This is a genomic window from Algoriphagus litoralis (assembly GCF_003259255.1).
In the GTDB taxonomy this organism is placed as follows: Bacteria; Bacteroidota; Bacteroidia; order Cytophagales; family Cyclobacteriaceae; genus Algoriphagus; species Algoriphagus litoralis.
In genome coordinates, this window is sequence record NZ_QGOL01000012.1 from 152,006 (window position 1) to 173,045 (window position 21,040).

The window sequence follows — 21,040 nt, forward strand, 5'->3', positions numbered from 1 at the left end:
AGGCGCTGCTTTTTTTTTGGATTATGTTTTTCTGATAAGGTATAGGTTCAGTGATTTAGATAAAAACCTCACTAAACTCGAATTTTTGCCCGTTAAAAAGTCCCTTATCGCTCAACTTCAAGTCAGGAATAACCAGCAAGGCCATGAAACTTAATGTCATAAAGGGAGAATTAAGCTTTGAACCCATTCCTTTGGCAATCCGATCGATCCTAGTGTAAGCTTCAGCAACGAGATATCCGTCTTCATTGGACATGATTCCGCCTACGGGTAATGCCAGTACTTCCCCAATCTCATCTATAACTGCTGAAATTCCTCCTTTGGCTTCAATAATTAAATTCACTGCTTTGCAAATAGAATTATCATCTACTCCTACAGCGATAATATTGTGGGAATCATGGCCTACTGAGGAGGCTATGGCACCCGATTTCAAGCCGAAATTTTTGATAAATGCTACTGCTGGCAAAGCATCTTGATAACGATTTACCACAGCTATTTTAAGTATATCCTGCTCTAAATTTGACTCTGCCTGACCGTTAATTAGTTTAATTTCACCTTCAATTTCAGGGGTTATCAACTGACCGTCCTGTGCCTCGATAATCCTGACTTTTTTATTATGGGATTGGATCTGAAAATCTTTCGGCTGCTTTAGCGAAGTGTTAAAATTGTTGATGATCTTGTTTTCGGTTCTAGGAATTAGCGTTTTGCCATTATCAGCTACTTTCATTCCATTGATATAGGTGGAGTCAACTACAAATTTTTCCAAGTCTTTTACTAGGATGAAATCTGCTGGGTCTCCTACCTGAAGCTGTCCAACATTAAGTGAATAATGAATGATGGGGGTAAGGCAGGCGGCGTGTAAAACATCAAACAGATTCTTTCCTTTCGCTATGGCTCTGGCAGCTAATTCATTGATGTGCCCCACTGCGAGATTATCCGGATGCTTGTCATCCGAGCAAAACATGATTTGGTTTGGATATTCATCAATCAAATCTATCAATGCTTCGAAATTTTTAGCTGCGGAACCTTCCCGAATTGCAATTTTCATCCCAAGCGCTAGTTTTCCCCTTGCTTCTTCTGCTGTAAAACATTCGTGATCTGTGCTTGGTCCAGCACTGATGTATCTTTCGGCTAATTCTCCTTTTAGTCCCGGAGCATGTCCGTCGATTGGCTTTCCATATTTTTGGGATATCCTGATTTTTTCCATCACAATAGTATCCCGATTGACAGTGCCAGGCCAATTCATCATCTCGGCCAAATAATTTATTTCTGGCCTTTTCATTAGATTTTCGATATCCGCTACATTAATTTCTCCCCCAGCTGTTTCAAAAGGGGTGGCAGGGACACAAGATGGGGCCCCGAAGAAGAATTTGAACGGTACTTGTTTCCCGTTTTCGATCATATATTCCACTCCTGATAAACCGCAGACATTGGCGATTTCATGGGGATCGGATACTGTGGCTACGGTACCATGAACCACCGAAAGTCTGGCAAATTCAGAGGGTACAAGCATCGAAGATTCCACATGGACGTGAGAATCGATAAATCCTGGCATAAGGAACAGCAGGCCTTCTTCCTCTGGTATTTCTACTATCTTTATTATTTGGCCATCAGCTACTGTAATTTCTGCAGCATAAGTTCTCCTGGAGGGAATATCAACTAGGTTGCCTTTTATTTTCATTGCGTTTTTATTTATACTTCTGCGATTGTAGCCCCGGATTGTCTCCTACTTTGATTCAATTGATACTATGAAATCGTGAAAAAAATGATAAAGGTTCAATCCCCACTGAGCAGTTGTCCTGCATAGATTGAATCACGGATAAGATTAAAACCACTATATTTGCCCAAAATTAATCAGCAAACCAAGATAGGTTTATTTTTAATGGGTAAAATCGTCATAGCTATAGATGGGTATTCCGGCTGCGGGAAGAGTTCAACTGCCAAAGCCGTAGCTAAGGATTTAGGATTTACCTACATTGATTCAGGTGCCATGTACCGTGCAGCAACCCTTCACTTTTTAAACAGTTACCTCTCACCTTCCAATCCTCAAGACGTAAAAAAAGGACTGGAATCAATGAAGATAACTTTTCTAATCAACCCTGAAACAGGAAGACAAGAAACCTATCTCAATGGACTAAATGTCGAGGATGAAATACGGACCATGGCCGTATCTGAGAAAGTAAGTGAAATAGCCACTGTGAAAGAAATCCGAAAGGAACTGGTTGCTCAGCAACAGCGTTTGGGAAGGTCCAAAGGGGTGGTGATGGATGGAAGAGATATCGGCTCAGTGGTTTTTCCAGATGCGGAATTGAAGATATTCATGACGGCCAACCTAGATACCCGCTCATTTCGTAGACAACAGGAGCTCTTGGAAAAAGGGGAGTTAGTGGATTTGGAAATGATCAAGAGAAACTTAGCAGAGCGGGATCGGATTGATTCTTCAAGAGCAGAGAGCCCGCTGGTCAAAGTAGCTGACGCAGTTGAAATTGACACAAGCAATCTGACTTTTGAAGAGCAAGTGGCACAAATCGTGCACATGGCAAAAGAGGTAATTGATAACGCAAAAGATCATGCTAGTAACCATAGATAAGAATTCAGGCTATTGTTTCGGAGTTGAATTTGCCATCAAAATGGCAGAAGATGAAATGGAAAACAGTGACCAACTGTATTGTCTAGGAGATATCGTACACAATGACATGGAGGTAAAGCGCCTCCGTGAGAAAGGGCTGGTCGTAATCGACCGTGATCAGCTGCGCGAATTAACCAATTGCAAAGTCTTGATCCGAGCTCATGGTGAGCCACCGGAAACGTACAAGACTGCTATCGAGAATAATATTGAACTCATCGACGCCTCCTGTCCAGTGGTGCTCAAACTGCAGCATCGTGTGAAAAATGCATTCGACAAAATGGAGCGTGAAAATGGGCAGATTGTAATCTATGGAAAAAAAGGGCACGCTGAGGTGATCGGTCTCACCGGTCAGACTTTAGAGAAAGCGGTCGTTGTCATGGAAGATGCAGATTTGGAAAAGATTGATTTCAATCGTCCGGTTACCTTATTCAGTCAGACTACAAAAAGCACCAAGGGCTTTTACGAATTGTCCAATAAGATCGAAGAACGAATCAAAGCAGCAAAAGGCACATTAAATGAATTGGATTTCAATGCCAACGATTCCATTTGCAGGCAAGTATCAAATAGGGAACCACAGCTCAAAAAGTTCGCGCAGGACAACGATGTTATTCTGTTTGTATCAGGAAAGAAAAGTTCAAATGGAAAGGCGCTCTATCAGATTTGTCTGAGTGAAAATCCTAGAAGTTATTTTATCGAAAGCGAAACAGAATTGAACTTGGAGTGGTTTCATGCTGAGGATCGGATCGGCATCTGCGGAGCTACATCTACCCCCATGTGGCTCATGGAGCAGGTTAAATCTTATGTAGAGTCAATGGAAGAAAATATGCTTCCTGCCTGATTTTCATAGAAAATCCCATCTATCAAAAGTTCGAACATTTAATGTGATATAAGCTCCAATTCAAATGGTTTTTCTTTAGATTTGGGGCGTTTTTCAATAGCTCATAGTTCAAAAACACATATGTCTAAAATAGTGAAGCTTAAGAAAGGTTTTGACATCAGACTGGCTGGAAAGGCCTCGCAAGAGATCGCCAATTTTGCCAATGCTCAAACTTTCGCAATTAAGCCGACAGACTTCATAGGACTTCAGCGTCCCAAAGTCCTTGTCAATGAAGGAGATACAGTAAAGGCGGGTACTCCAATTCTGATCGACAAAGCCCTAGATCAAGTTATCTATGCCTCACCGGTTTCGGGAGAAGTGGTAGAGATCAAGAGAGGCGATCGTAGGAAACTTCTTGAAATCAAGATACTTGCAGATAGTTCTATCGCATTTGAGAGCTTTGGGAAAATCGACCTGAATCAAGATCGGGATGGACTCGCAACCAAACTTGCCTCTACCGGAGTATGGCCAAACATCATACAGCGTCCCTTTGGGATCGTGGCCAACCCTACAGATACCCCAAAAGGCATATTTGTTTCAGCATTCGATACGCATCCTTTGGCCCCTGATTATGGATTTACCCTTCAGGGAGAGGAGAAATATTTTCAGGCTGGAATTGATGCTTTGGCCAAATTAACCTCAGGAAAAGTACACCTGAATGTGGATGGCTCAAAGCCTGTTCCGGGTGTTTTCTCAGGTATCAAAAATGCCCAGATTAACCAGTTTTCAGGTCCTCACCCTGCTGGCAACGTAGGCGTTCAGATCCATCACCTCGATCCAATTAATAAAGGTGACCTAGTTTGGACGGTAAATCCTACCGGAGTAGTCCAAATCGGAAAAGCCGTACTTGAAGGCGTCTATGATGCCTCAAAAGTAATTGCGCTCACTGGTTCTGAGTTGACCAAAGCAGCTTACGTCAAAACCTTTTCGGGAGCAAATGTTTCCACCTTTGTGAAGGGAAATCTAAACTCAGGTCATGTAAGGGTAATCTCCGGAAATGTTCTTACCGGAGAAAAGATCAATTTGGAAGGTTTCATAGGTTTTTATCACAATCAAATCACGGTAATCCCAGAAGGTGATTATTATGAGTTTTTGGGTTGGGCAAAGCCTACGACATCCAAACTCAGCTACCACAGAGCTTTGGGGCTTTTGTCCTTCCTCACTCCTAAGAAAGAATTCGTACTGGATTCCAATGCCAGAGGTGAAGAGCGGGCATTCGTGCAGACAGGTGTATTTGAATCTGTGACCCCGATGGATATTCTACCGGTCTATCTCCTAAAGGCTATCATGGCTGAGGATTTTGATGAAATGGAAGAATTGGGAATCTATGAAATTGTAGAGGAGGATTTGGCACTTTGTGAATTTGTAGACGTGTCCAAGCATCCGGTGCAGGAGTTGGTAAGAAAAGGTATAGAATTAATCCAATACAGTTAATCCATATGAAGTTTCTAAGAGATTTGATGGACAAGCAGCGACCCCTTTTTGAAAAAGGAGGTAAGCTTGAAAGTTTATATTACGCATTCGAGGCGGGAGAAACCTTTCTCTTTTCCCCTAATCACACCACTGGAATTAAAGGTGCACAAGTAAAAGATGCGATTGATCTGAAGCGTATGATGATCACAGTCGTGATTGCCATGATCCCATGTTTGCTATTCGGTATCTACAACACCGGACATCAAAGCTTGTTAGCTACTGGTCAGACAGCCGGTTTGTGGGAGAATTTCGGAGATAAAGCATTGATTGGTCTTCAATTAGTCCTTCCGATCGTAATCGTTGCCTATGCCGCTGGTGGATTGGTAGAAGCTACTTTCGCAGTTATCAGAAAACACCCGATCAATGAAGGCTTTTTGGTAACTGGGATGCTTATTCCTTTGGTAGTACCTGCTACAACACCGCTTTGGCAAGTTGCCTTAGCAACAGTATTTGCAGTCGTAATTGCAAAGGAAGTATTTGGTGGTACAGGGATGAATATCTTAAATGTGGCTATGACGGCTAGAGCATTCTTGTATTTTGCTTACCCTGCCCAGATTTCCGGTGATCAGGTATGGACATATTTGGGAGAAAAAGCAGCAGTAGACGGCTTCTCGGGAGCCACAGCCTTAGCAGTAGCATACAATGCTGGTGTTGACGGTGTTCCGGTTGTGGATGCATTAGCCACTCACAACACTGCGCTTGGTGCAGATTTATTCAGTTTCTCTAATTTATTTATGGGATGGATTCCAGGATCAATCGGAGAGACTTCTACTTTAATGGCGCTCATTGGTGCCGCAATTTTGATTGGTACAGGAGTAGCTAGCTGGAAAATTATAGTTTCAGGGTTTGGAGGAGCTTATTTGATGGGTCTTCTTTTGAATGTCCTAGCAGTAAATGAATACATGGCAATGCCGCCTCAGTATCATTGGGTCATGGGAGGCTTGGCCTTTGGGATTGTTTTTATGGCTACTGATCCAGTATCTGCAGCACAGACAGAGACAGGTAAATGGATTTATGGGCTCTTGATCGGTATGTTCACTGTGATCATTCGGGTGACTAATCCTGCTTATCCTGAAGGAATCATGCTTGCCGTTCTATTTATGAACGTCTTTGCTCCGCTGATCGATTATTATGTAGTTAAAGCTAATAAAACAAGGAGGTTACAACGTGCAACAGTCTAATACTTACGTTATCGTATTTTCAGCAGTCCTGACTATTATACTTGGATTGTTATTGTCAGGTACTTCTCAAGTACTTGGCCCGATGCAGCAAGAGGCAATTGCCTTGGATAAGAAAAAGCAGATTTTGGGTGCTGTGATCAGCTCAGCTGAAATCGATGCCATGACTCCTGAGCAGGTTAATGAATTCTATGCAAACCGGATCTCTTCTACTGTGGTAGATATCAATGGGAAAGAAATCGCCTCTGCTGAAATCACTGCTGAAAAGGTAGATATAGCTAAGCTTTATAAAAAGCCTGCTGAAGAAAGACAATATCCTGTTTTCATTTTCCATGCAGAAGGCAATTTGGATGAAGTGGAATCGTATATCTTCCCCCTCTATGGAGCAGGTCTTTGGGATGCTATCTGGGGGTATTTGGCTCTGGAAACAGATATGAATACCGTGGGTGGTATCACTCTCGCTCACGCAGGTGAGACTCCAGGTTTGGGAGCAAGGATTACTGAAACTGGAGTACAGCAGCGCTATGTTGGCAAAAAGGTATTTGATGATTCAGGTGATCTGGTTGCGGTACAAATGATGAAGGGTGAAGGCAAAGATTACACCGGAGAAGAGCATAAGGTTGATGGCATGTCTGGTGCGACAATCACTGCCAACGGTGTGAATAACATGCTGAAATCATATTTGAGCCACTACGAAGCCTTTATTAGGTCAAAATCATCCTCTCAGGCCGTTGCAGGTCTTTAATTTAATTTCAACTCACCTAATTACTAAATAATGAGTGCTGAAACTTTAGAAAAAGCAATTGCGAAAAAACCGGCTGAGGCTCTTTTTTCCAAGCGCAGAAGAAAACTTGTAACAGACCCCTTGATCGATGACAACCCGATCACCATTCAGGTATTGGGTATCTGTTCTGCTTTGGCTGTTACTACGCAGATGAAGCCTACTTTGGTAATGGCGATTTCTGTAATATTCGTTGTTGCGATGTCAAATTTTGTGATCTCGGTGATGCGGAATACTATTCCATCACGAGTGAGAATTATCGTGCAGCTCGCTGTAGTAGCTACTTTGGTAACCTTGGTAAGTGAAGTATTGAAAGCATTTGCTTACGATATGTACAAGGAGCTTTCAGTATTCATTGGTCTTATTATCACCAACTGCATCGTTATGGGTCGTCTTGAGGCATTCGCTTTGGGCAATAAGCCTTACGATTCAGTTCTTGATGGTTTGGGTTCCGCGCTTGGGTATTCTTGGATTATCCTTACTGTTGCCTTCTTTAGAGAGCTATGGGGATCTGGGTCTGTCTTTGGATTGCCAATCTTTGAATATGTCTCCAGTCTTTTCGGTCCGGACTTCAAGCTAGCTACAAATGGATTGATGGTATCTCCAGTAGGTGCTTTTATCATTCTTGGATTAATCATCTGGGTACAGCGTACCAAGACAGGTTACGTTGAACACTAAAATTCTCTAGAAAAATGGAATTATTCAGTTTAGGTATTCGGTCGATTTTTATCGACAATATGATTTTCGCATACTTCTTGGGAATGTGTTCGTTCCTGGCGGTATCAAAGAAGGTTAGCACAGCGTTGGGATTAGGAGCGGCAGTAATATTTGTTCTTTCAGTCACCACTCCTGTGAATTGGCTTCTAAATGAGTTTGTACTTAAAGAAGGCGCTTTGACTTGGGCTAGTGCAGATCTTGCCACCATCGATTTGACTTTCCTTAGATTCATCATGTTTATCGCTATTATTGCTGCCATGGTACAATTGGTAGAAATGGTCGTTGAAAAGTTTGCTCCGGCATTGTATGGTCAGCTTGGAATTTTCCTTCCTTTGATTGCGGTGAACTGTGCGATCTTGGGAGGATCCCTATTTATGGCTCAGCGTGATTATACATTTGCCGAATCAGCAGTGTATGGTTTTGGCTCAGGTACTGGTTTCTTCCTTGCGATTGTGGCTTTGGCAGCGATTCGTGAAAAACTGAAATATTCGCATGTTCCAAACGGACTAAAAGGATTGGGCATTACGATGCTATTGACTGGATTGATGGGATTAGCGTTCATGTCTTTCATGGGTATTGACTTGTAATTCCCTCTAGAATGGATCTTAAAAGGCTCTGAAATTTTTTTTCAGAGCCTTTTCTTTTTAGCGGTGATGTGCATTCATCGGAGAGTATTTATCTTGGAATACTGAAACCTACAACCCAAAACTCATGAAAAAACTATCTTGTGTCCTAGTCTTACTTTTCTTTTCACTTGCTGCATTTGCTCAGTCAGGTGAATGGGTAGAATTGTTTAATGGTAAAAATATGGACGGTTGGAAAATCTCCGAAAACCCTTCCTCCTTTTCTATAGAGGACAATACCTTAAAAATCGCTGGCCCAAGAGGCCATGCTTTTTATGACGGGCCTGTTGGAAACAATGATTTCGAAAACTTTGAGCTAATGGTAGAAGTCAAGACAATGCCTAAGGCTAACTCCGGGATATTCATCCACACGGCGTATCAGGAGACAGGATGGCCAAATAAAGGCTACGAAATACAGGTAAATCAATCGCATAGCGACTGGAGGAAATCTGGCAGTCTTTATTCGTTTAATGACGTGAGGGAAGTCTATGTATCCGATGGCGAATGGTACACCTACCATATTATAGTAAAAGATGGTCAGGCCACTGTCAAAATCAATGATAAAGTAGTGATGGAGTATGATGAATCTGAAGATAAGAATCGACCAGCAAATGCCGGAGAAAAGAAATTCGATCGTGGGACCATTGCATTACAGGCACACGATCCAGAAAGTGTGATTTATTACAGAAGCGTTAAAATCAAACTATTGGACTAATCCATTTGCTATATTTGAGAATGAAATGCTTAATCCAAGGGTTAGGCATTTTTTTTGAACTTACTTCAAGAAATTATCCGCTATGGCTTTTACATACAGAAGATTGATCTCCTATTTTTTCAGAGGATTGCTTTTTCTTACTCCGCTTGCCGTGACGATTTATGTCATTTATGCGATTTTTATTTTTTTGGATAACCTTATTCCAGTTCCAATTCCAGGAATTGGGATCTTGATGGTTTTAGCATTGATCACCTTTGTTGGTTATTTAGCTAGTTTGTTTTTTGCAAAGCCCTTTTTTGAGTGGTTTGAGCGTGGTTTGTTCAAAATCCCTTTGGTCAATTTGCTTTACACGAGCATCAAAGACCTCATGGGAGCGTTTGTGGGCGAAAAGAAAAAATTCAGCGCGCCAGTCATCGTGGAGGTCAGTGATTCCTTGTCTAGACTAGGATTTATTACCCAAGAGGACCTTTCGGGAATCAATCTTCCGGATCTAGTTGCGGTATATTTTCCCCATAGTTATAATGTTTCGGGAAATGTGTTTCTAGCCAAGCGAGAAAAAGTAAAGCCACTCACAGGAGTAAAAAGCTCGAATGTGATGAAATTCATGGTCTCCGGTGGTGTTTCTCCCTTACTTGATAATTGACATAGAATAAAGAATTGATCCAAGCTAGGATTAAGAAATCACCTCCACTACGAAGTCACCTTTTTTAACAAACCTGCCAATTTCCCAAATGGGTTGATTTGCCAATACCATAGTCTCTTCAAACCACGCTTTGTTTTCTGGGGCGACCGATATCAAAAGACCTCCGCTGGTTTGTGGATCACAGAGTTTGACCAAGTCCATCCCCACTACACCTTTTGTCTTGGTGTTGAATGCATTCCAGTTTCGGTAGGTGTTGTCCGGGAAGATGAATTGATTGACGTACTCTTGGATTCCTTCGATTAAAGGGAGCTTTCCAATTTCGATTTCTGCAGATAGTCCAGCTCCCTCAGCCATTTCAATCAAGTGCCCCAAAAGCCCAAATCCCGTCACATCAGTCATCGAATGTACTTCTTCATGATTCCCAAGTATGGCACCTACAGAATTTAACCTGCAGGCCGTATCAATTAGGTTCAGGTAATCCTTTTCCTGAATTTTTTGTCTTTTCAATGCTGTCGCTAAGACTCCAATCCCGAGTGGCTTGGTCAGGAAAAGCAGGTCTCCTTCTTTAGACCCTTGATTGGTTTTGATTTTCCTAGGGTGAATGATTCCATTAACTGAAAGGCCAAAAATCGGATCTTTCGCTGCAATTGAATGGCCTCCCGCCAATTCTATTCCGGCTTGTTTGCAGATCGTTTTAGCTCCCTCCAATACTTTCGCTGCCAATTCTGGAGCGATCTTTTCCACAGGCCAACTCAGAATTGCATTTGCAAATATTGGTTTGCCACCCATGGCGTAGATATCTGAAATGGCATTTGCCGCGGCAATTCTTCCGAAATCAAAGGGGTCATCCACTATAGGAGTAAAAAAATCCACGGTATTGATCATAGCCAAATCGTCCGAAACCTGATAGACTGCAGCATCGTCTTTGTGTGAATTTCCTACAAGAAGATTTGGGTCGGTTTGGGTAAATGAACCGCTTGCGCTTAGGATTTGATCAAGAATTGCAGGAGCGATTTTACAGCCGCAACCGGATCCTTCACTCCATTCAGTCAATCTTGTTGGTTTATTTTCCATGGTATTGTTTTTTAATTTTCAGTAAAAGTTCGACTTGTTCATCCAGAGATTTTTCTGTGAGATCAAGTTTTTGGATTTTTTCGTCGACACGTCGGGTCAAGTCAAACTCGTAAGTTTTATCATAATAAATCAGCAGGTTGGAAATCCACGAGGACAGCTCGTTTGCTTGGATCGCCTCAATCGCCTGCTGCGTTCGCAATCCTCCCAAGCGTTTCTGGAGGCGCTTCACGGCAGCTATCAGTGACTCTTTTGGTAAGTTTCCATACTCGGTGGAGATGTGTGCTATTCGTTCCTCCGGAGTTTTTTGAATATCAACCATCATCGCTTCGCTCATTTGAGTATAAAGCTCATTGGGGAGAATCAAGCGACCAATTTTGCGGCTTTCATTTTCGATCCAAGTAGGGATACTCGGATCAAGTTTATAGAGGTTTTCTGCGAGAAGATTTTCAAATTGTTCGACCGAGGGCTGGGTTGGAAGCCCAATGCCCCCAAAAGAAGATCCCTTATGATTTGCAATTCCCTCCAAGTCTAGGATTTGTTCTCCTTGTTCATTCAATTTTTGAAGTAAAACAGTTTTTCCAGTGCCAGTTTTACCGCCTAATATGATCAGTTTTCGTTCTTTTCTGACTTCTTCAAAAGTAAAAGTCCGATAGGTTTTATAGCCTCCATTTAGTCGATAAACTTCAAAACCCACCATTCCAAGAAGCCAGGCCAGTATCTGACTGCGCATTCCCCCCCGCCAGCAGTAGACGATGATCTTCCGCTCGGGAAAAAGGCGCAGCGCTTCTTTTTGGATTTGGAAGAATCTAGGCCCAACCAACTCAAAGCCTTTCAGTGTAGCGGCTTCAGCTCCTTCACTTTTGTACAATGTCCCGACGACGACACGCTCGGAATCCGCCAAGATGGGTAAATTGAACGCCCCTGGGATATTACTTTGGAGAAATTCACTTTCGCTTCTTGCATCCACGAGGGGGAGGGCTTCGCGAAGTTTAAAGAATTCAGCTAATGTGATGCGGGTTTCAGCCATTTGGCTTTGAATATAAAAAAAGCCGCAAAGAGTTCTTTACGGCTTTCGGATCTAAGTGTAATTAAGAATTAAAGTTGTGCGTCGAGTTTTTGAGCAAGTACGGCCTTGGGCACAGCACCTACTTGTTTGTCGACGATTTGTCCTCCTTTGAAGAAAAGAAGGGTAGGAATAGAGCGAATCCCGAAGGCTTGCGCCACTGAAGGATTGGAGTCTACGTCTACTTTGCCAATGACAGCTTTCCCATCATATTCTGCGGCTAGTTGTTCTACGACTGGACCGATCATTTTACAAGGTCCGCACCATTCTGCCCAGAAGTCAACCAAAATAGGCTGATCACCTGCGATGATTTCTTCAAAGTTGGCATCGGTGATTTCGATTGCTTTTCCCATTTTATTCTTGGATTAATTAATTTCTAATTTTCAAATATATCAGCAAAAGCGGATTCAAGTTTATTAAGTTCCGACAAGCTTAGAAATATTGTCTATCTGTCATAGAGTTAGTCAATTTGAGCTTTATCAAACTACCTTATAAACTACCTCTGGAATGGATTTAAGTTCTTGGATCATTTCTGAACTCGGATCGATAGTGAATTTTTTGGAGAAAAGCTCCAATGCGATGTTTTCCTTTCGGTCAATGACATCAATGTAAAGCTTTGCATCCCCTTTGTATTTGGTGGTGATCGCTTCCAGTTTCTCCATCAAATCCAGAGTCAGCTCATCCAGATCGATATTGATCCGAATTCCTTTGACCATTTTTCCCCGTACCTCACTCAACAGCATCATGCTGGTGATTTTGAATTCTACTTCGTTTTCATTCCCCCATTTTCGTTGTTCCACCTTTCCGGTGAGAAAAAGAAACCAACCCGTCATAAAGTACTCTTTGAATTTGACGTAGTCATCTCCGAATAGAAAGAATGTAAACGATCCGTGGTAGTCTTCCAAGGTCAAGGTGCCAAAAGGCTTCCCTGTTTTGGTAGTCCGATGGGCAAAACTGCTGACCGAACCTGCCAGTTTAAGCTCATTTTTCCCCCGCAAACTCTCCAAATCAGCCAATGCTGTCAGCGGGGTATTGGTAAAGGATTCGATCTCCAGCCGGTACTGATCCAGAGGATGCCCGGAAATGAAGAGCCCAACTACTTCCTTTTCGATGTTGAGTTGTTGGATCTGAGAAAACGGCTCCATGGGAGCAATAGATGGCACGGGAACAGCCATAGTACCACCTCCCCCTCCGAAGAGACTGACCTGCGCACTGTCTTCTTCCTGCTGGATTTTTTGAGCGTATTTGGTGGCTTTTTCGATCAGGGTAATGTCTCCAGAAGGCGCTTCCAAATATTGCCTTCGGTGGTGCTCTTTGAAGCAATCAAAAGCTCCTGCCATAGCGAGGGCTTCCATAGTTTTCTTGTTCAAAGCACGGGAATTGACCCGCTTCGCAAAGTCGAAAATATTTTTATATGGTCCATTTTTCTCCCGCTCAATGATAATCTCATCTACTGCAGCAGATCCTGCACCCTTGATTGCAGCCATTCCAAAACGAATTTCTCCCGCTTTGTTTACCGTAAATCCCCCTTTGGATTCATTGACATCGGGCCCGGCGACTTTGATACCCATTCGCTTACATTCTTCCATGAAAAAGGTCACCTGCGTGATGTCATTCATGTTGTTGCTTAGTACTGATGCCATGTATTCGGCAGGGTAGTGGGCCTTCAGGTAAGCGGTTTGGTAGGCGATCCAGGCGTAACAGGTGGAGTGGGATTTGTTAAAGGCATATGATGCAAATGCTTCCCAGTCAGTCCAGATTTTTTCCAGCTTCTTGGCATCATGTCCCTTAGCCGAGGCTTGCTCGACGAATTTTGGCTTCATTTTATCGAGGACATCTTTTTGCTTTTTACCCATGGCCTTTCGCAGCACATCTGCCTCACCTTTCGTGAATCCCGCTAGTTTTTGGGATAAAAGCATCACCTGTTCCTGATAGACCGTGATTCCGTAGGTCTCTTCCAGGTACTCCTTCATGTCGTCCAGATCATATGTGATCGGCTCTGTGCCATGCTTTCTTCGGATGAAAGAAGGAATATAGGCTAGAGGTCCTGGCCGATAGAGAGCGTTCATGGCGATCAAATCCGCGAAGACCGTTGGCTTGAGTTCGCGCATGTACTTTTGCATGCCGGCAGATTCATATTGGAAGATTCCGACAGTTTCTCCCCGCTGAAAAAGCTCGTAAGTCTTGACATCGTTAATGTCAAATTCATCGGCATCAAGCTGAATGCCGTGGCGTTCTTTGACGATCTTGATTGCATCCTTGATCAGCGTCAGTGTTTTAAGACCCAAAAAGTCCATTTTCAACAGACCTGCTGACTCTACCACTGAGTTGTCAAATTGGGTGCAAACCATATCTGAATCCTTTGCCAATGCAACTGGGACAAAGTTGGTGATGTCAGAGGGGGTGATAATCACCCCACAGGCATGAATTCCCGTATTTCTAACTGAACCCTCCAAAATGGACGCCTGATTGATCGTCCGAGCCATTTCATCACTTCCCGCAGCGATTCGAATCAGCTCTTCGGCCTTGGCAAGTAGTTCTCCTTGCCCTTTCAACTTCTCCAGCAGAGCGGGTCTGTTTTTCGCTAGCGCAAAAAGTGCCTTGAGCTTGATGTCAGGAACAAGATTTGCCAGTCTACCCGCATCTGCCAAAGGCAAATTAAGCACCCGGGCAGTGTCTCTGATGGCAGACTTTGCTGCCATCGTACCATACGTGATGATCTGTGCGACTTGATTTGAACCGTACTTCTTGATGACATAGTCGATGACACTTTGACGCCCCTCATCGTCAAAGTCGATATCAATATCTGGTAGAGACACCCGGTCTGGATTGAGGAATCTCTCGAAGAGTAGATCGTAAGCTATCGGATCGACGTTAGTGATCCCCGTACAATATGCAACTGCTGAACCTGCTGCCGAACCACGACCTGGACCAACTGAAACGCCCATCTCCCGAGCTGCTCTGGTGAAATCCTGCACGATGAGAAAGTAGCCCGGATAGCCGGTTTTTTCAATAGTTGCCAGCTCAAAATCCAGTCGCTCCTGGATTTCTGGAGTGATCTCAGGATACCGTTTTCTGGCTCCCTCATAAGTCAAATGCTTTAAATATGCATTTTCTCCGCGTTTTCCTCCGTCTTCCTCATCTTCAGGATGCTTGAATTCTTCCGGGATGTCAAACTTTGGAAGCAATACTTCTCGGGCAAGTTTGTACCCTTCGATTTTGTCCACAATTTCCTGCGTACAAAGGATGGCTTCAGGCAAATCTGAAAAGAGCTTTTTCATCTCCTCAGGACTCTTGATGTAAAATTCGTCATTGGGAAATCCATATCGAAATTCCCGACCCCGCTTGCCGATGTACTTTTTAGGTTTTTCTACTAATTCGCCGTCTTTTACGCAGAGTAAAATATCATGCGCTTTGGCATCTGGCTTATCGTTATAGTATGTGTTGTTGGCTGCGAAATACTTTACATCATATTTTCTGGCAAATTCAAGCAACACTTCATTGACTTTTTCCTCCTCGGGGATCCCGTGCCGATTTAGCTCGATATAAAAATCCTCTCCAAACTGTTCTTTCCACCAGACAAATGCTTCTTCGGCCTGCGTCTCACCCACATTCAGAATCAGGTAAGGGATCTCTCCCCAAAGACCGCCTGTTGTTGCAATGAGGTCACTTTTGTATTGAACCAAAAGCTCTCTGTCTATTCGTGGCACATAGTAAAAGCCTTCGATATTGGCGTAGGAAGCAAGTTTTGCCAGATTGTGGTAACCTGCTTTATTTTTAGCAATGAGTACTGTCTGGTAGCCATCGTCTTTATTGGATTTGTTTTTTCGGTCCCGATTTAGATTAAACTCGCAACCCAAAATCGGCTTCAACTCTTTGGCCATGGCTTCCTTTACGAAGTGAAATGCCCCCATCATATTCCCATGATCGGTCATGGCAATGGCCTTCATGCCAAATTCTTTGGCTCGAGCTACCAAAGAAGGTATTTCAGACGTAGCCTGAAGAACCGAATACTGGCTATGGACGTGCAAATGTGTAAAAGGAACATCTGCCAAATCGGAGATATCCGCTTTCCCTGCTTGTTTCAGAACGTCTTTTGCACTGGCTTTTTGCTCATCTTTTGCTTGGACAAAATTTGCTTCAGCGAGCCTTGGCGCTTCGTAACTTACTTCAGTTAGGGCAATCCCGGCTTCCGGTTGTTGGACTCCTTGCGTAATCAGGCCAAAGAAACAGCGGGCCGTAGCGTCCACATCGTATGCGGCGTCGTGGGCATCCCCAAATCCCTTTCCGAATAGTTTTTGATGGAGCTCTGTGAGTGTAGGCCACTTGAATTTCCCTCCCTTTCCTCCTGGGAGCGCACAGAATTCGGTTGAAATGTCCTTCGTGTCCAGCTCTTTTTTATCGGCCAGCGGCATGACCAGTTCCGATCTCAAGTACTCTGAACCGACAACATTAATGTCAAAGCCGATATTATGTCCGACCAAATAGTTGGCTTGGACTACATCTTCTCGGAAGACCTGAAGGATTTCTTTCAGGTCATGTCCTTCAGCCAAGGCGCGCTTGGTGGAGATTCCATGGACTTTTTCCGCATTGTAAGGGATGGTAAAGCCTTCGGGCCGAATAATGTAATTGTGATTGGAAATCAGCTTGCCCTTGGCGTCATGGAGTTGCCATGCGATCTGAACTAGCCGGGGCCAATTGTCCACATCGGACATGGGGGCATTGTAATCGCGGGGTAAACCGGTGGTTTCTGTATCGAATATTATGTACATGCTTCCTCAGGAAATGAAGGTTTAAATTAGGGCTAATCCTTCAAAGAAGATGGCTCAGCGAAGGTAATTGTCAAAGAAAAAGAGAAACAACTGGCGCTGAGTTGGTACCATGGTGAAGGGGTGATTTTTTACCCCACCAAGGCTTTTCTTTTTCCCGGTGTGGAAGGGTTAGCCATTCCAAAATTACAACTTAAGGGGCTTTTGGCTGTATTTGATTCTGCCTAAAAATGGAAAATCATCTGAATAGGCCAGATGATTTTCTTTAATCTAATAGGATGTTGATTTTTACTAATGGACTTATTTCTAGGCGGAAATTCTTGTGGATGGCTGATAGTCAATGCAAACTATCAAAGCATAAATGGTCATTTGAATGATAGCTTTGCCTATAATTATAAACTTACATCTACTCGGGATCCTGGGAATTATTATGTTCTCAATATCTGATTTCCCACATCCAAGCTTGCTTTCTTTCCGTGGAAGTCTTGATAAACTCACTGACCAAGTCCAGATATTCGCTGCCAGTTACCTCTCTTCCTTTCATTTTTTTGGGAAGGGTGATGATCTCCGCAGGTTCTCCAAACGTAATTTTCTCTGCTTCCACGATCAGCATGCCGTCGTTGATATCATAGGCTAATATTAATCCGGGAAGGCCGAATTGTTCCTCGGGACCGATGGGGACCGGGATGTCTGATGCAAACCACGCCGTGATCTTTTGGCCTTTGATGGGGTCCTCACTGACAGCTTTCATGCACATATGTCCGAGAATATCGCGTATCTCATTCATCACTCTCCATTTTGGTGCATTCAGGCTGCCACGGACAATATAGGTTTTTCCCATTTGATCCATGTATTTCAGATAGGTTTGATCTTCGAGATTGTTTGCGATGAAGTAGTCCTCTACTTGCCAAGAGTAGCTGCGCACTTCATAAGGTTCACCGTAGGTATACAGACTTTTATCTGGCCAAAACTGGAGCTTCATTCGAGTGCTGTACCCATCAGGACTTCCCCATGAAAGGAGAATTCTGTCCCGTTCCTGCTCAGTAAGATAAGGTAAGCTTGAGTAGATTTTGTCGTAAAAGATTTTGTATCGGTATTCTACCTCACCCACTATGTTTTGGGCTCTAAGTCCTGTGCTAAGAAGGATCAGCACGATGGTTATTAGAATTTTTGATTTCATTGGTATTTAGGTCAGCTGCTTGTTTAAATTATCTGTTTCTTTTCACCTCGACTCCCCGCATATTGTATGTCACGCCAAGTAAGAAATATCGGGACAGGGTTTCAATCCGACCAGTGGAAACAAAGTTTTGGCCGGCAAACTGGCTGATAGTTTCATTTTGTTTGAATATATCATAAGCGGAGAGCCTGATTTCCCATTTTTTTGCCTCCCCGAGAAGTTTATAGATAAAGGCATTGAGTATGGGGACTTCCTGATTAAATCCAAAACTTTCGTTTTCAAATCGGCTATAGTTGAATTTCATGTCAATGTAGAAATCCTTGGGAAGCTTGATGTTCATATTCGTATAGGCACTCAAATTAAGGATGTCTTGGTTCTGAGCGGGATTCTGTTCGTATTTGGTTTTGCTCAGACGGAAGGATGTTCCTGCATATAGGCTCAGCCATTCTTTTGGGGTTAAGTCTAAATTGAGTCCAAAAGAATGGCTAAAAGTATTGGTCTCTGTTTCAAGGGAGTTGATCAAGGCTAGGCTTCTGGTGTAAGAAGGATTGGCGTTGATGTTTGCGTTGATCTTAGTTTTGATGATGGGAAATCCAAAACCTAGGTAGGAATTATAGCGCTGTCCTCCCGAAACATTTCCTGACTTAAATGTGGTGACAAAATTTTCAGGGTCTATCGTTTGATTTTGAACCACTTGGCTCTGGTAGAAGGTTGAATTCAATGAAATATATAGATTGATGAATGTGGCAGGATCATACATGTTGTATCCGGCATTTAGCGAATGGGTTACTTCAGGTTGTAGATCGGGATTTCCTTCTCGGACATACAAGGGGTTGGAGATGTCCTTGTAAGGCTGTAAATCGTTGATGTTTGGGGGTGCGACGCCCATGACATAGCCAGCGTTGATCCGTTTATTGCCCTTCATGGTTTTATAGAAAGATACGTTGGGGGTGAAATTGAGGTAGCTTTTGTCCACTGTCCCTAGTATTTCACTCCCTTCTACTACCGAATACAGACCGTTCAGTTTGTAGTTGGAGGCGGCAAATCCCATACTTAGGTTAGAGCCTTTGTTGGCGTATCGGATACTTGAGCCTACCCTATTGTAGGTAATTATATTGTCAAAAAACCGGCTTAGATCTGGATTTAGCTCTTGAACGTCACTTGACTCTACATCGAAAACTTTACGGTCTGTTTCGCTCCTCGATTGGCTGAAATTATAGAACGTTTCCCAGAAGAAGGTTTTGTTGATTGGTTCGACAAAAAGTAAGCTTGACTTGATCAGGTTGGAAGTATTCAATGCCTGATTCATTTGGTCCAAGCTTTGGAAATAGGTATTCGGATCTGATGCATCCATCATGTCGGCTACGGCTTTTTGAATTCCATCTTGGTCTGCATTGGTGTAGGTATTACTTAGGCTTGCCGCAAAGTTTCTACCGTTTTTTTTGAATTTATGCCTAAAGATTGCAGTACCTTGGAACGCTCCAGACCATTTATTCGATTGGTTGTCACGTGCCAGTCGGCCTTGTTCCGTATCACTTGCGATTAACTCTTGAAAACTTGCTAACGAAGTAGTAAGAGTGCTAAATCTACCCTTTGCATTTATGGTTAACGTATTGGCACTGTCAAGTTCATTTTGAAATCGAATATTTGCCCGATGGTGCCCTGCCACGTTATTTTGAATACTTTGGTCGGTGGAGGTGAAGGATGAATTGTCCTCAAGAAAGGTGGTTCTACTATTGAAACTCTCTACAATTTGGTCGCTTCGGCTGTAGAAGTAATTGCCGCTGAAATCCTTTTTGTCCTTCAGGCGATTAAAATTGACCCCGAAAGCTTGATTATTTGAAAAACCAGAGCTCAGATTGTTGAAGGGGATTTCGAAGGATTGTTCACTGTCTCCTCCTGAAAAAAATATTACATTCCCGCCATTGCTGTTAAACCCAAAATCTCCCGTGTCTCCAAATTGAAATGCACCACTGCCTCTAAACTCCTGTAGGTCATCCCAGCTCAAGCCGGTTTGATTGACATTATTGCCATAGCCAATGATTGAAAATTGATTCACTTTGTCAAACTTATTGTAAGAGGCATTGGAAGACCATCTTTCGTCTGTCCCTCCAGCTGCGGAAATTTTTCCGAATCCACCTTTTTTAGCTTCTTCCTTGAGTTCAACGTTCAAGGTCTTTTCATTTACCCCATCATCGACTCCTGTGAGTTTGGCTTGTTCTGACTTGTCGTCATATAGTTGGAGTTTACTTATAGATTCTGCATTCAAGTTTTGGGTTGCCATTTTGGTGTTGCCACCAAAAAATCGTCGACCATCGACTGTTACTTTCTGGACTCGTTGTCCTTGAGCCACTATATTTCCCTCAGCATCGATTTGCATGCCCGGTAGTTTGCGTAGCAGGTCTTCTAAGGTCGCTCCGGGTGGTACTTTGAATTTGCTCGCATCATACTCCAGCGTGTCTCCACGCATCATGAGTGGTGCTTTGGCGGCTTTTACCACTACCTCGTACAGTTCCTGCATAATTGGAACCAATTGAATCTCTTCTACCTCAAGATCTTCTGTTTCAGGGAGTGCTAGCTCTTTTTGGAAGGGGATGTATCCCATGTAAGTAGCTTTGATGAGCAGCGGTTGCCGCTCCACGTTTTTGAAAAGGTATTCTCCATTTTTATTCGTCAGCGTGTATGCAACCAAAGCCGAATCGGAGGGGCTTAGCAGAAGAACTGAGGTATAATCCAGCGGAATATTGGTGGTGTCTTTTACCGTCCCCCGAATCGTAAGTTTGGATTGGGCATGGGAGGCAAAAGTGACAGCGACCACAAAAAGGAACAGAATTCCCATGCGATAAGGCTTCACACCTTGTGAAAAGATAAAAAGGGTATTCCATCTGACCCTAAAAATCAATTTAAATACACATGAAAGGAGGATTTTCATTTTTTTTCTGTGTTAAAATCTCAAACTAAAATATAGATGACTAAAACTGTTTATCACCTCATCATCCCAGCCAAGTATTTTATTGTTCGGCTGGGAGGATCTGTGTAAAATGACATGTTCTCAATAGACTGGATTCTATGGCAATCTGGCTAAGTTGAAAATGAGCGTTCCTTACTTTTACAACACTAGGCTGACCTTAATTCTTTACACTTCTTGATCCTCAATTTCCAGAAGTAGATGTTTTTGGATGCGTTCTCATTGGCTTGGTGCTCTCCTCAAACAAATCAAAAACTCCATCCGTCCTCTGGCGCCTTTCAATAAAAAAATTGACAATCACCTGATCGCTAGCCGGAATGGCACTTTACTACTGCTAGTATAGTAATTATTTAATG

Annotated in this window: 16 protein-coding genes; 9 read left to right on the top strand and 7 right to left on the bottom strand. The window is 43.1% G+C overall.

The annotated features are described in order from the left end of the window. Window positions 1–55 precede the first annotated feature (55 nt). Complete coding sequence (gene ade / locus DK188_RS15130; protein WP_111671676.1) at window positions 56–1,678, bottom strand: adenine deaminase; 1,623 nt, start codon at window positions 1,676–1,678, stop codon at window positions 56–58. A gap of 201 nt (window positions 1,679–1,879) precedes the next feature. On the opposite strand from ade, the gene cmk reads away from it, so the two are divergent. The 9 genes from cmk to DK188_RS15175 all read left to right on the top strand — a co-directional run bounded on the left by cmk (window position 1,880) and on the right by DK188_RS15175 (window position 9,633). Beyond that, entirely contained in the window at window positions 1,880–2,587 is a 708-nt protein-coding gene (gene cmk / locus DK188_RS15135; RefSeq protein ID WP_111671677.1) for a (d)CMP kinase, read from the top strand. After that, on the top strand, window positions 2,568–3,464 hold the full coding sequence (locus tag DK188_RS15140; protein ID WP_111671678.1) for a 4-hydroxy-3-methylbut-2-enyl diphosphate reductase: 897 nt from the start codon (window positions 2,568–2,570) through the stop codon (window positions 3,462–3,464). Before cmk ends, DK188_RS15140 begins: the two co-directional genes overlap by 20 nt. 120 nt (window positions 3,465–3,584) lie before the next feature. Then, the gene (locus tag DK188_RS15145) at window positions 3,585–4,937 is read left to right on the top strand and encodes a Na(+)-translocating NADH-quinone reductase subunit A (RefSeq protein ID WP_111671679.1); all 1,353 of its coding nucleotides are present in this window, start codon (window positions 3,585–3,587) and stop codon (window positions 4,935–4,937) included. Window positions 4,938–4,942: 5 nt separating this feature from the next. Next, window positions 4,943–6,157 carry an NADH:ubiquinone reductase (Na(+)-transporting) subunit B gene (locus DK188_RS15150; protein WP_111671680.1) on the top strand — a complete coding sequence of 405 codons (1,215 nt, stop codon included), beginning with the start codon at window positions 4,943–4,945 and terminating at the stop codon, window positions 6,155–6,157. Next, on the top strand, window positions 6,144–6,899 hold the full coding sequence (gene nqrC, locus DK188_RS15155; protein WP_111671681.1) for an NADH:ubiquinone reductase (Na(+)-transporting) subunit C: 756 nt from the start codon (window positions 6,144–6,146) through the stop codon (window positions 6,897–6,899). Before DK188_RS15150 ends, nqrC begins: the two co-directional genes overlap by 14 nt. 30 nt (window positions 6,900–6,929) lie before the next feature. Continuing rightward, window positions 6,930–7,613, top strand: coding sequence for an NADH:ubiquinone reductase (Na(+)-transporting) subunit D (locus DK188_RS15160; protein ID WP_111671682.1), 684 nt, complete (start codon window positions 6,930–6,932; stop codon window positions 7,611–7,613). Between the two features lie 14 nt (window positions 7,614–7,627). Further along, window positions 7,628–8,239, top strand: coding sequence for an NADH:ubiquinone reductase (Na(+)-transporting) subunit E (gene nqrE / locus DK188_RS15165; protein ID WP_111671683.1), 612 nt, complete (start codon window positions 7,628–7,630; stop codon window positions 8,237–8,239). A gap of 124 nt (window positions 8,240–8,363) precedes the next feature. Beyond that, entirely contained in the window at window positions 8,364–8,990 is a 627-nt protein-coding gene (locus DK188_RS15170) for a 3-keto-disaccharide hydrolase (RefSeq protein WP_111671684.1), read from the top strand. Window positions 8,991–9,072: 82 nt separating this feature from the next. Further along, window positions 9,073–9,633, top strand: a complete 561-nt coding sequence (locus DK188_RS15175; protein WP_111671685.1) for a DUF502 domain-containing protein — start codon at window positions 9,073–9,075, stop codon at window positions 9,631–9,633. A gap of 30 nt (window positions 9,634–9,663) precedes the next feature. On the opposite strand, the gene selD is transcribed toward DK188_RS15175, so the two are convergent. The 6 genes from selD to DK188_RS15205 all read right to left on the bottom strand — a co-directional run bounded on the left by selD (window position 9,664) and on the right by DK188_RS15205 (window position 20,648). Continuing rightward, entirely contained in the window at window positions 9,664–10,707 is a 1,044-nt protein-coding gene (gene selD / locus DK188_RS15180) for a selenide, water dikinase SelD (RefSeq protein WP_111671686.1), read from the bottom strand. Next, complete coding sequence (gene mnmH, locus DK188_RS15185; protein WP_111671687.1) at window positions 10,697–11,734, bottom strand: tRNA 2-selenouridine(34) synthase MnmH; 1,038 nt, start codon at window positions 11,732–11,734, stop codon at window positions 10,697–10,699. Before mnmH ends, selD begins: the two co-directional genes overlap by 11 nt. 68 nt (window positions 11,735–11,802) lie before the next feature. Further along, the gene (gene trxA / locus DK188_RS15190) at window positions 11,803–12,123 is read right to left on the bottom strand and encodes a thioredoxin (RefSeq protein WP_103923992.1); all 321 of its coding nucleotides are present in this window, start codon (window positions 12,121–12,123) and stop codon (window positions 11,803–11,805) included. Window positions 12,124–12,249: 126 nt separating this feature from the next. Then, a complete protein-coding gene (dnaE, locus tag DK188_RS15195; RefSeq protein ID WP_111671688.1) occupies window positions 12,250–16,542 on the bottom strand; it encodes a DNA polymerase III subunit alpha in 4,293 nt (1,430 codons plus the stop codon). Between the two features lie 433 nt (window positions 16,543–16,975). After that, window positions 16,976–17,719 carry a GLPGLI family protein gene (locus DK188_RS15200; RefSeq protein ID WP_111671689.1) on the bottom strand — a complete coding sequence of 248 codons (744 nt, stop codon included), beginning with the start codon at window positions 17,717–17,719 and terminating at the stop codon, window positions 16,976–16,978. 28 nt (window positions 17,720–17,747) lie between these two features. Continuing rightward, on the bottom strand, window positions 17,748–20,648 hold the full coding sequence (locus tag DK188_RS15205; protein WP_232825747.1) for an outer membrane beta-barrel protein: 2,901 nt from the start codon (window positions 20,646–20,648) through the stop codon (window positions 17,748–17,750). Between the last annotated feature and the right edge of the window lie 392 nt (window positions 20,649–21,040).

What these genes read in the sequence shown, in the direction of transcription:
- mnmH (WP_111671687.1), bottom strand. Translation starts at nt 11,734, where the DNA reads ATGGCTGAAACCCGCATCACATTAGCTGAATTCTTTAAACTTCGCGAA.
- DK188_RS15140 (WP_111671678.1), top strand. Translation starts at nt 2,568, where the DNA reads ATGCTAGTAACCATAGATAAGAATTCAGGCTATTGTTTCGGAGTTGAA.
- ade (WP_111671676.1), bottom strand. Translation starts at nt 1,678, where the DNA reads ATGAAAATAAAAGGCAACCTAGTTGATATTCCCTCCAGGAGAACTTAT.
- cmk (WP_111671677.1), top strand. Translation starts at nt 1,880, where the DNA reads ATGGGTAAAATCGTCATAGCTATAGATGGGTATTCCGGCTGCGGGAAG.
- DK188_RS15205 (WP_232825747.1), bottom strand. Translation starts at nt 20,648, where the DNA reads ATGAAAATCCTCCTTTCATGTGTATTTAAATTGATTTTTAGGGTCAGA.
- DK188_RS15170 (WP_111671684.1), top strand. Translation starts at nt 8,364, where the DNA reads ATGAAAAAACTATCTTGTGTCCTAGTCTTACTTTTCTTTTCACTTGCT.
- DK188_RS15160 (WP_111671682.1), top strand. Translation starts at nt 6,930, where the DNA reads ATGAGTGCTGAAACTTTAGAAAAAGCAATTGCGAAAAAACCGGCTGAG.
- DK188_RS15150 (WP_111671680.1), top strand. Translation starts at nt 4,943, where the DNA reads ATGAAGTTTCTAAGAGATTTGATGGACAAGCAGCGACCCCTTTTTGAA.
- DK188_RS15145 (WP_111671679.1), top strand. Translation starts at nt 3,585, where the DNA reads ATGTCTAAAATAGTGAAGCTTAAGAAAGGTTTTGACATCAGACTGGCT.
- dnaE (WP_111671688.1), bottom strand. Translation starts at nt 16,542, where the DNA reads ATGTACATAATATTCGATACAGAAACCACCGGTTTACCCCGCGATTAC.
- trxA (WP_103923992.1), bottom strand. Translation starts at nt 12,123, where the DNA reads ATGGGAAAAGCAATCGAAATCACCGATGCCAACTTTGAAGAAATCATC.
- DK188_RS15175 (WP_111671685.1), top strand. Translation starts at nt 9,073, where the DNA reads ATGGCTTTTACATACAGAAGATTGATCTCCTATTTTTTCAGAGGATTG.
- nqrE (WP_111671683.1), top strand. Translation starts at nt 7,628, where the DNA reads ATGGAATTATTCAGTTTAGGTATTCGGTCGATTTTTATCGACAATATG.
- DK188_RS15200 (WP_111671689.1), bottom strand. Translation starts at nt 17,719, where the DNA reads ATGAAATCAAAAATTCTAATAACCATCGTGCTGATCCTTCTTAGCACA.
- selD (WP_111671686.1), bottom strand. Translation starts at nt 10,707, where the DNA reads ATGGAAAATAAACCAACAAGATTGACTGAATGGAGTGAAGGATCCGGT.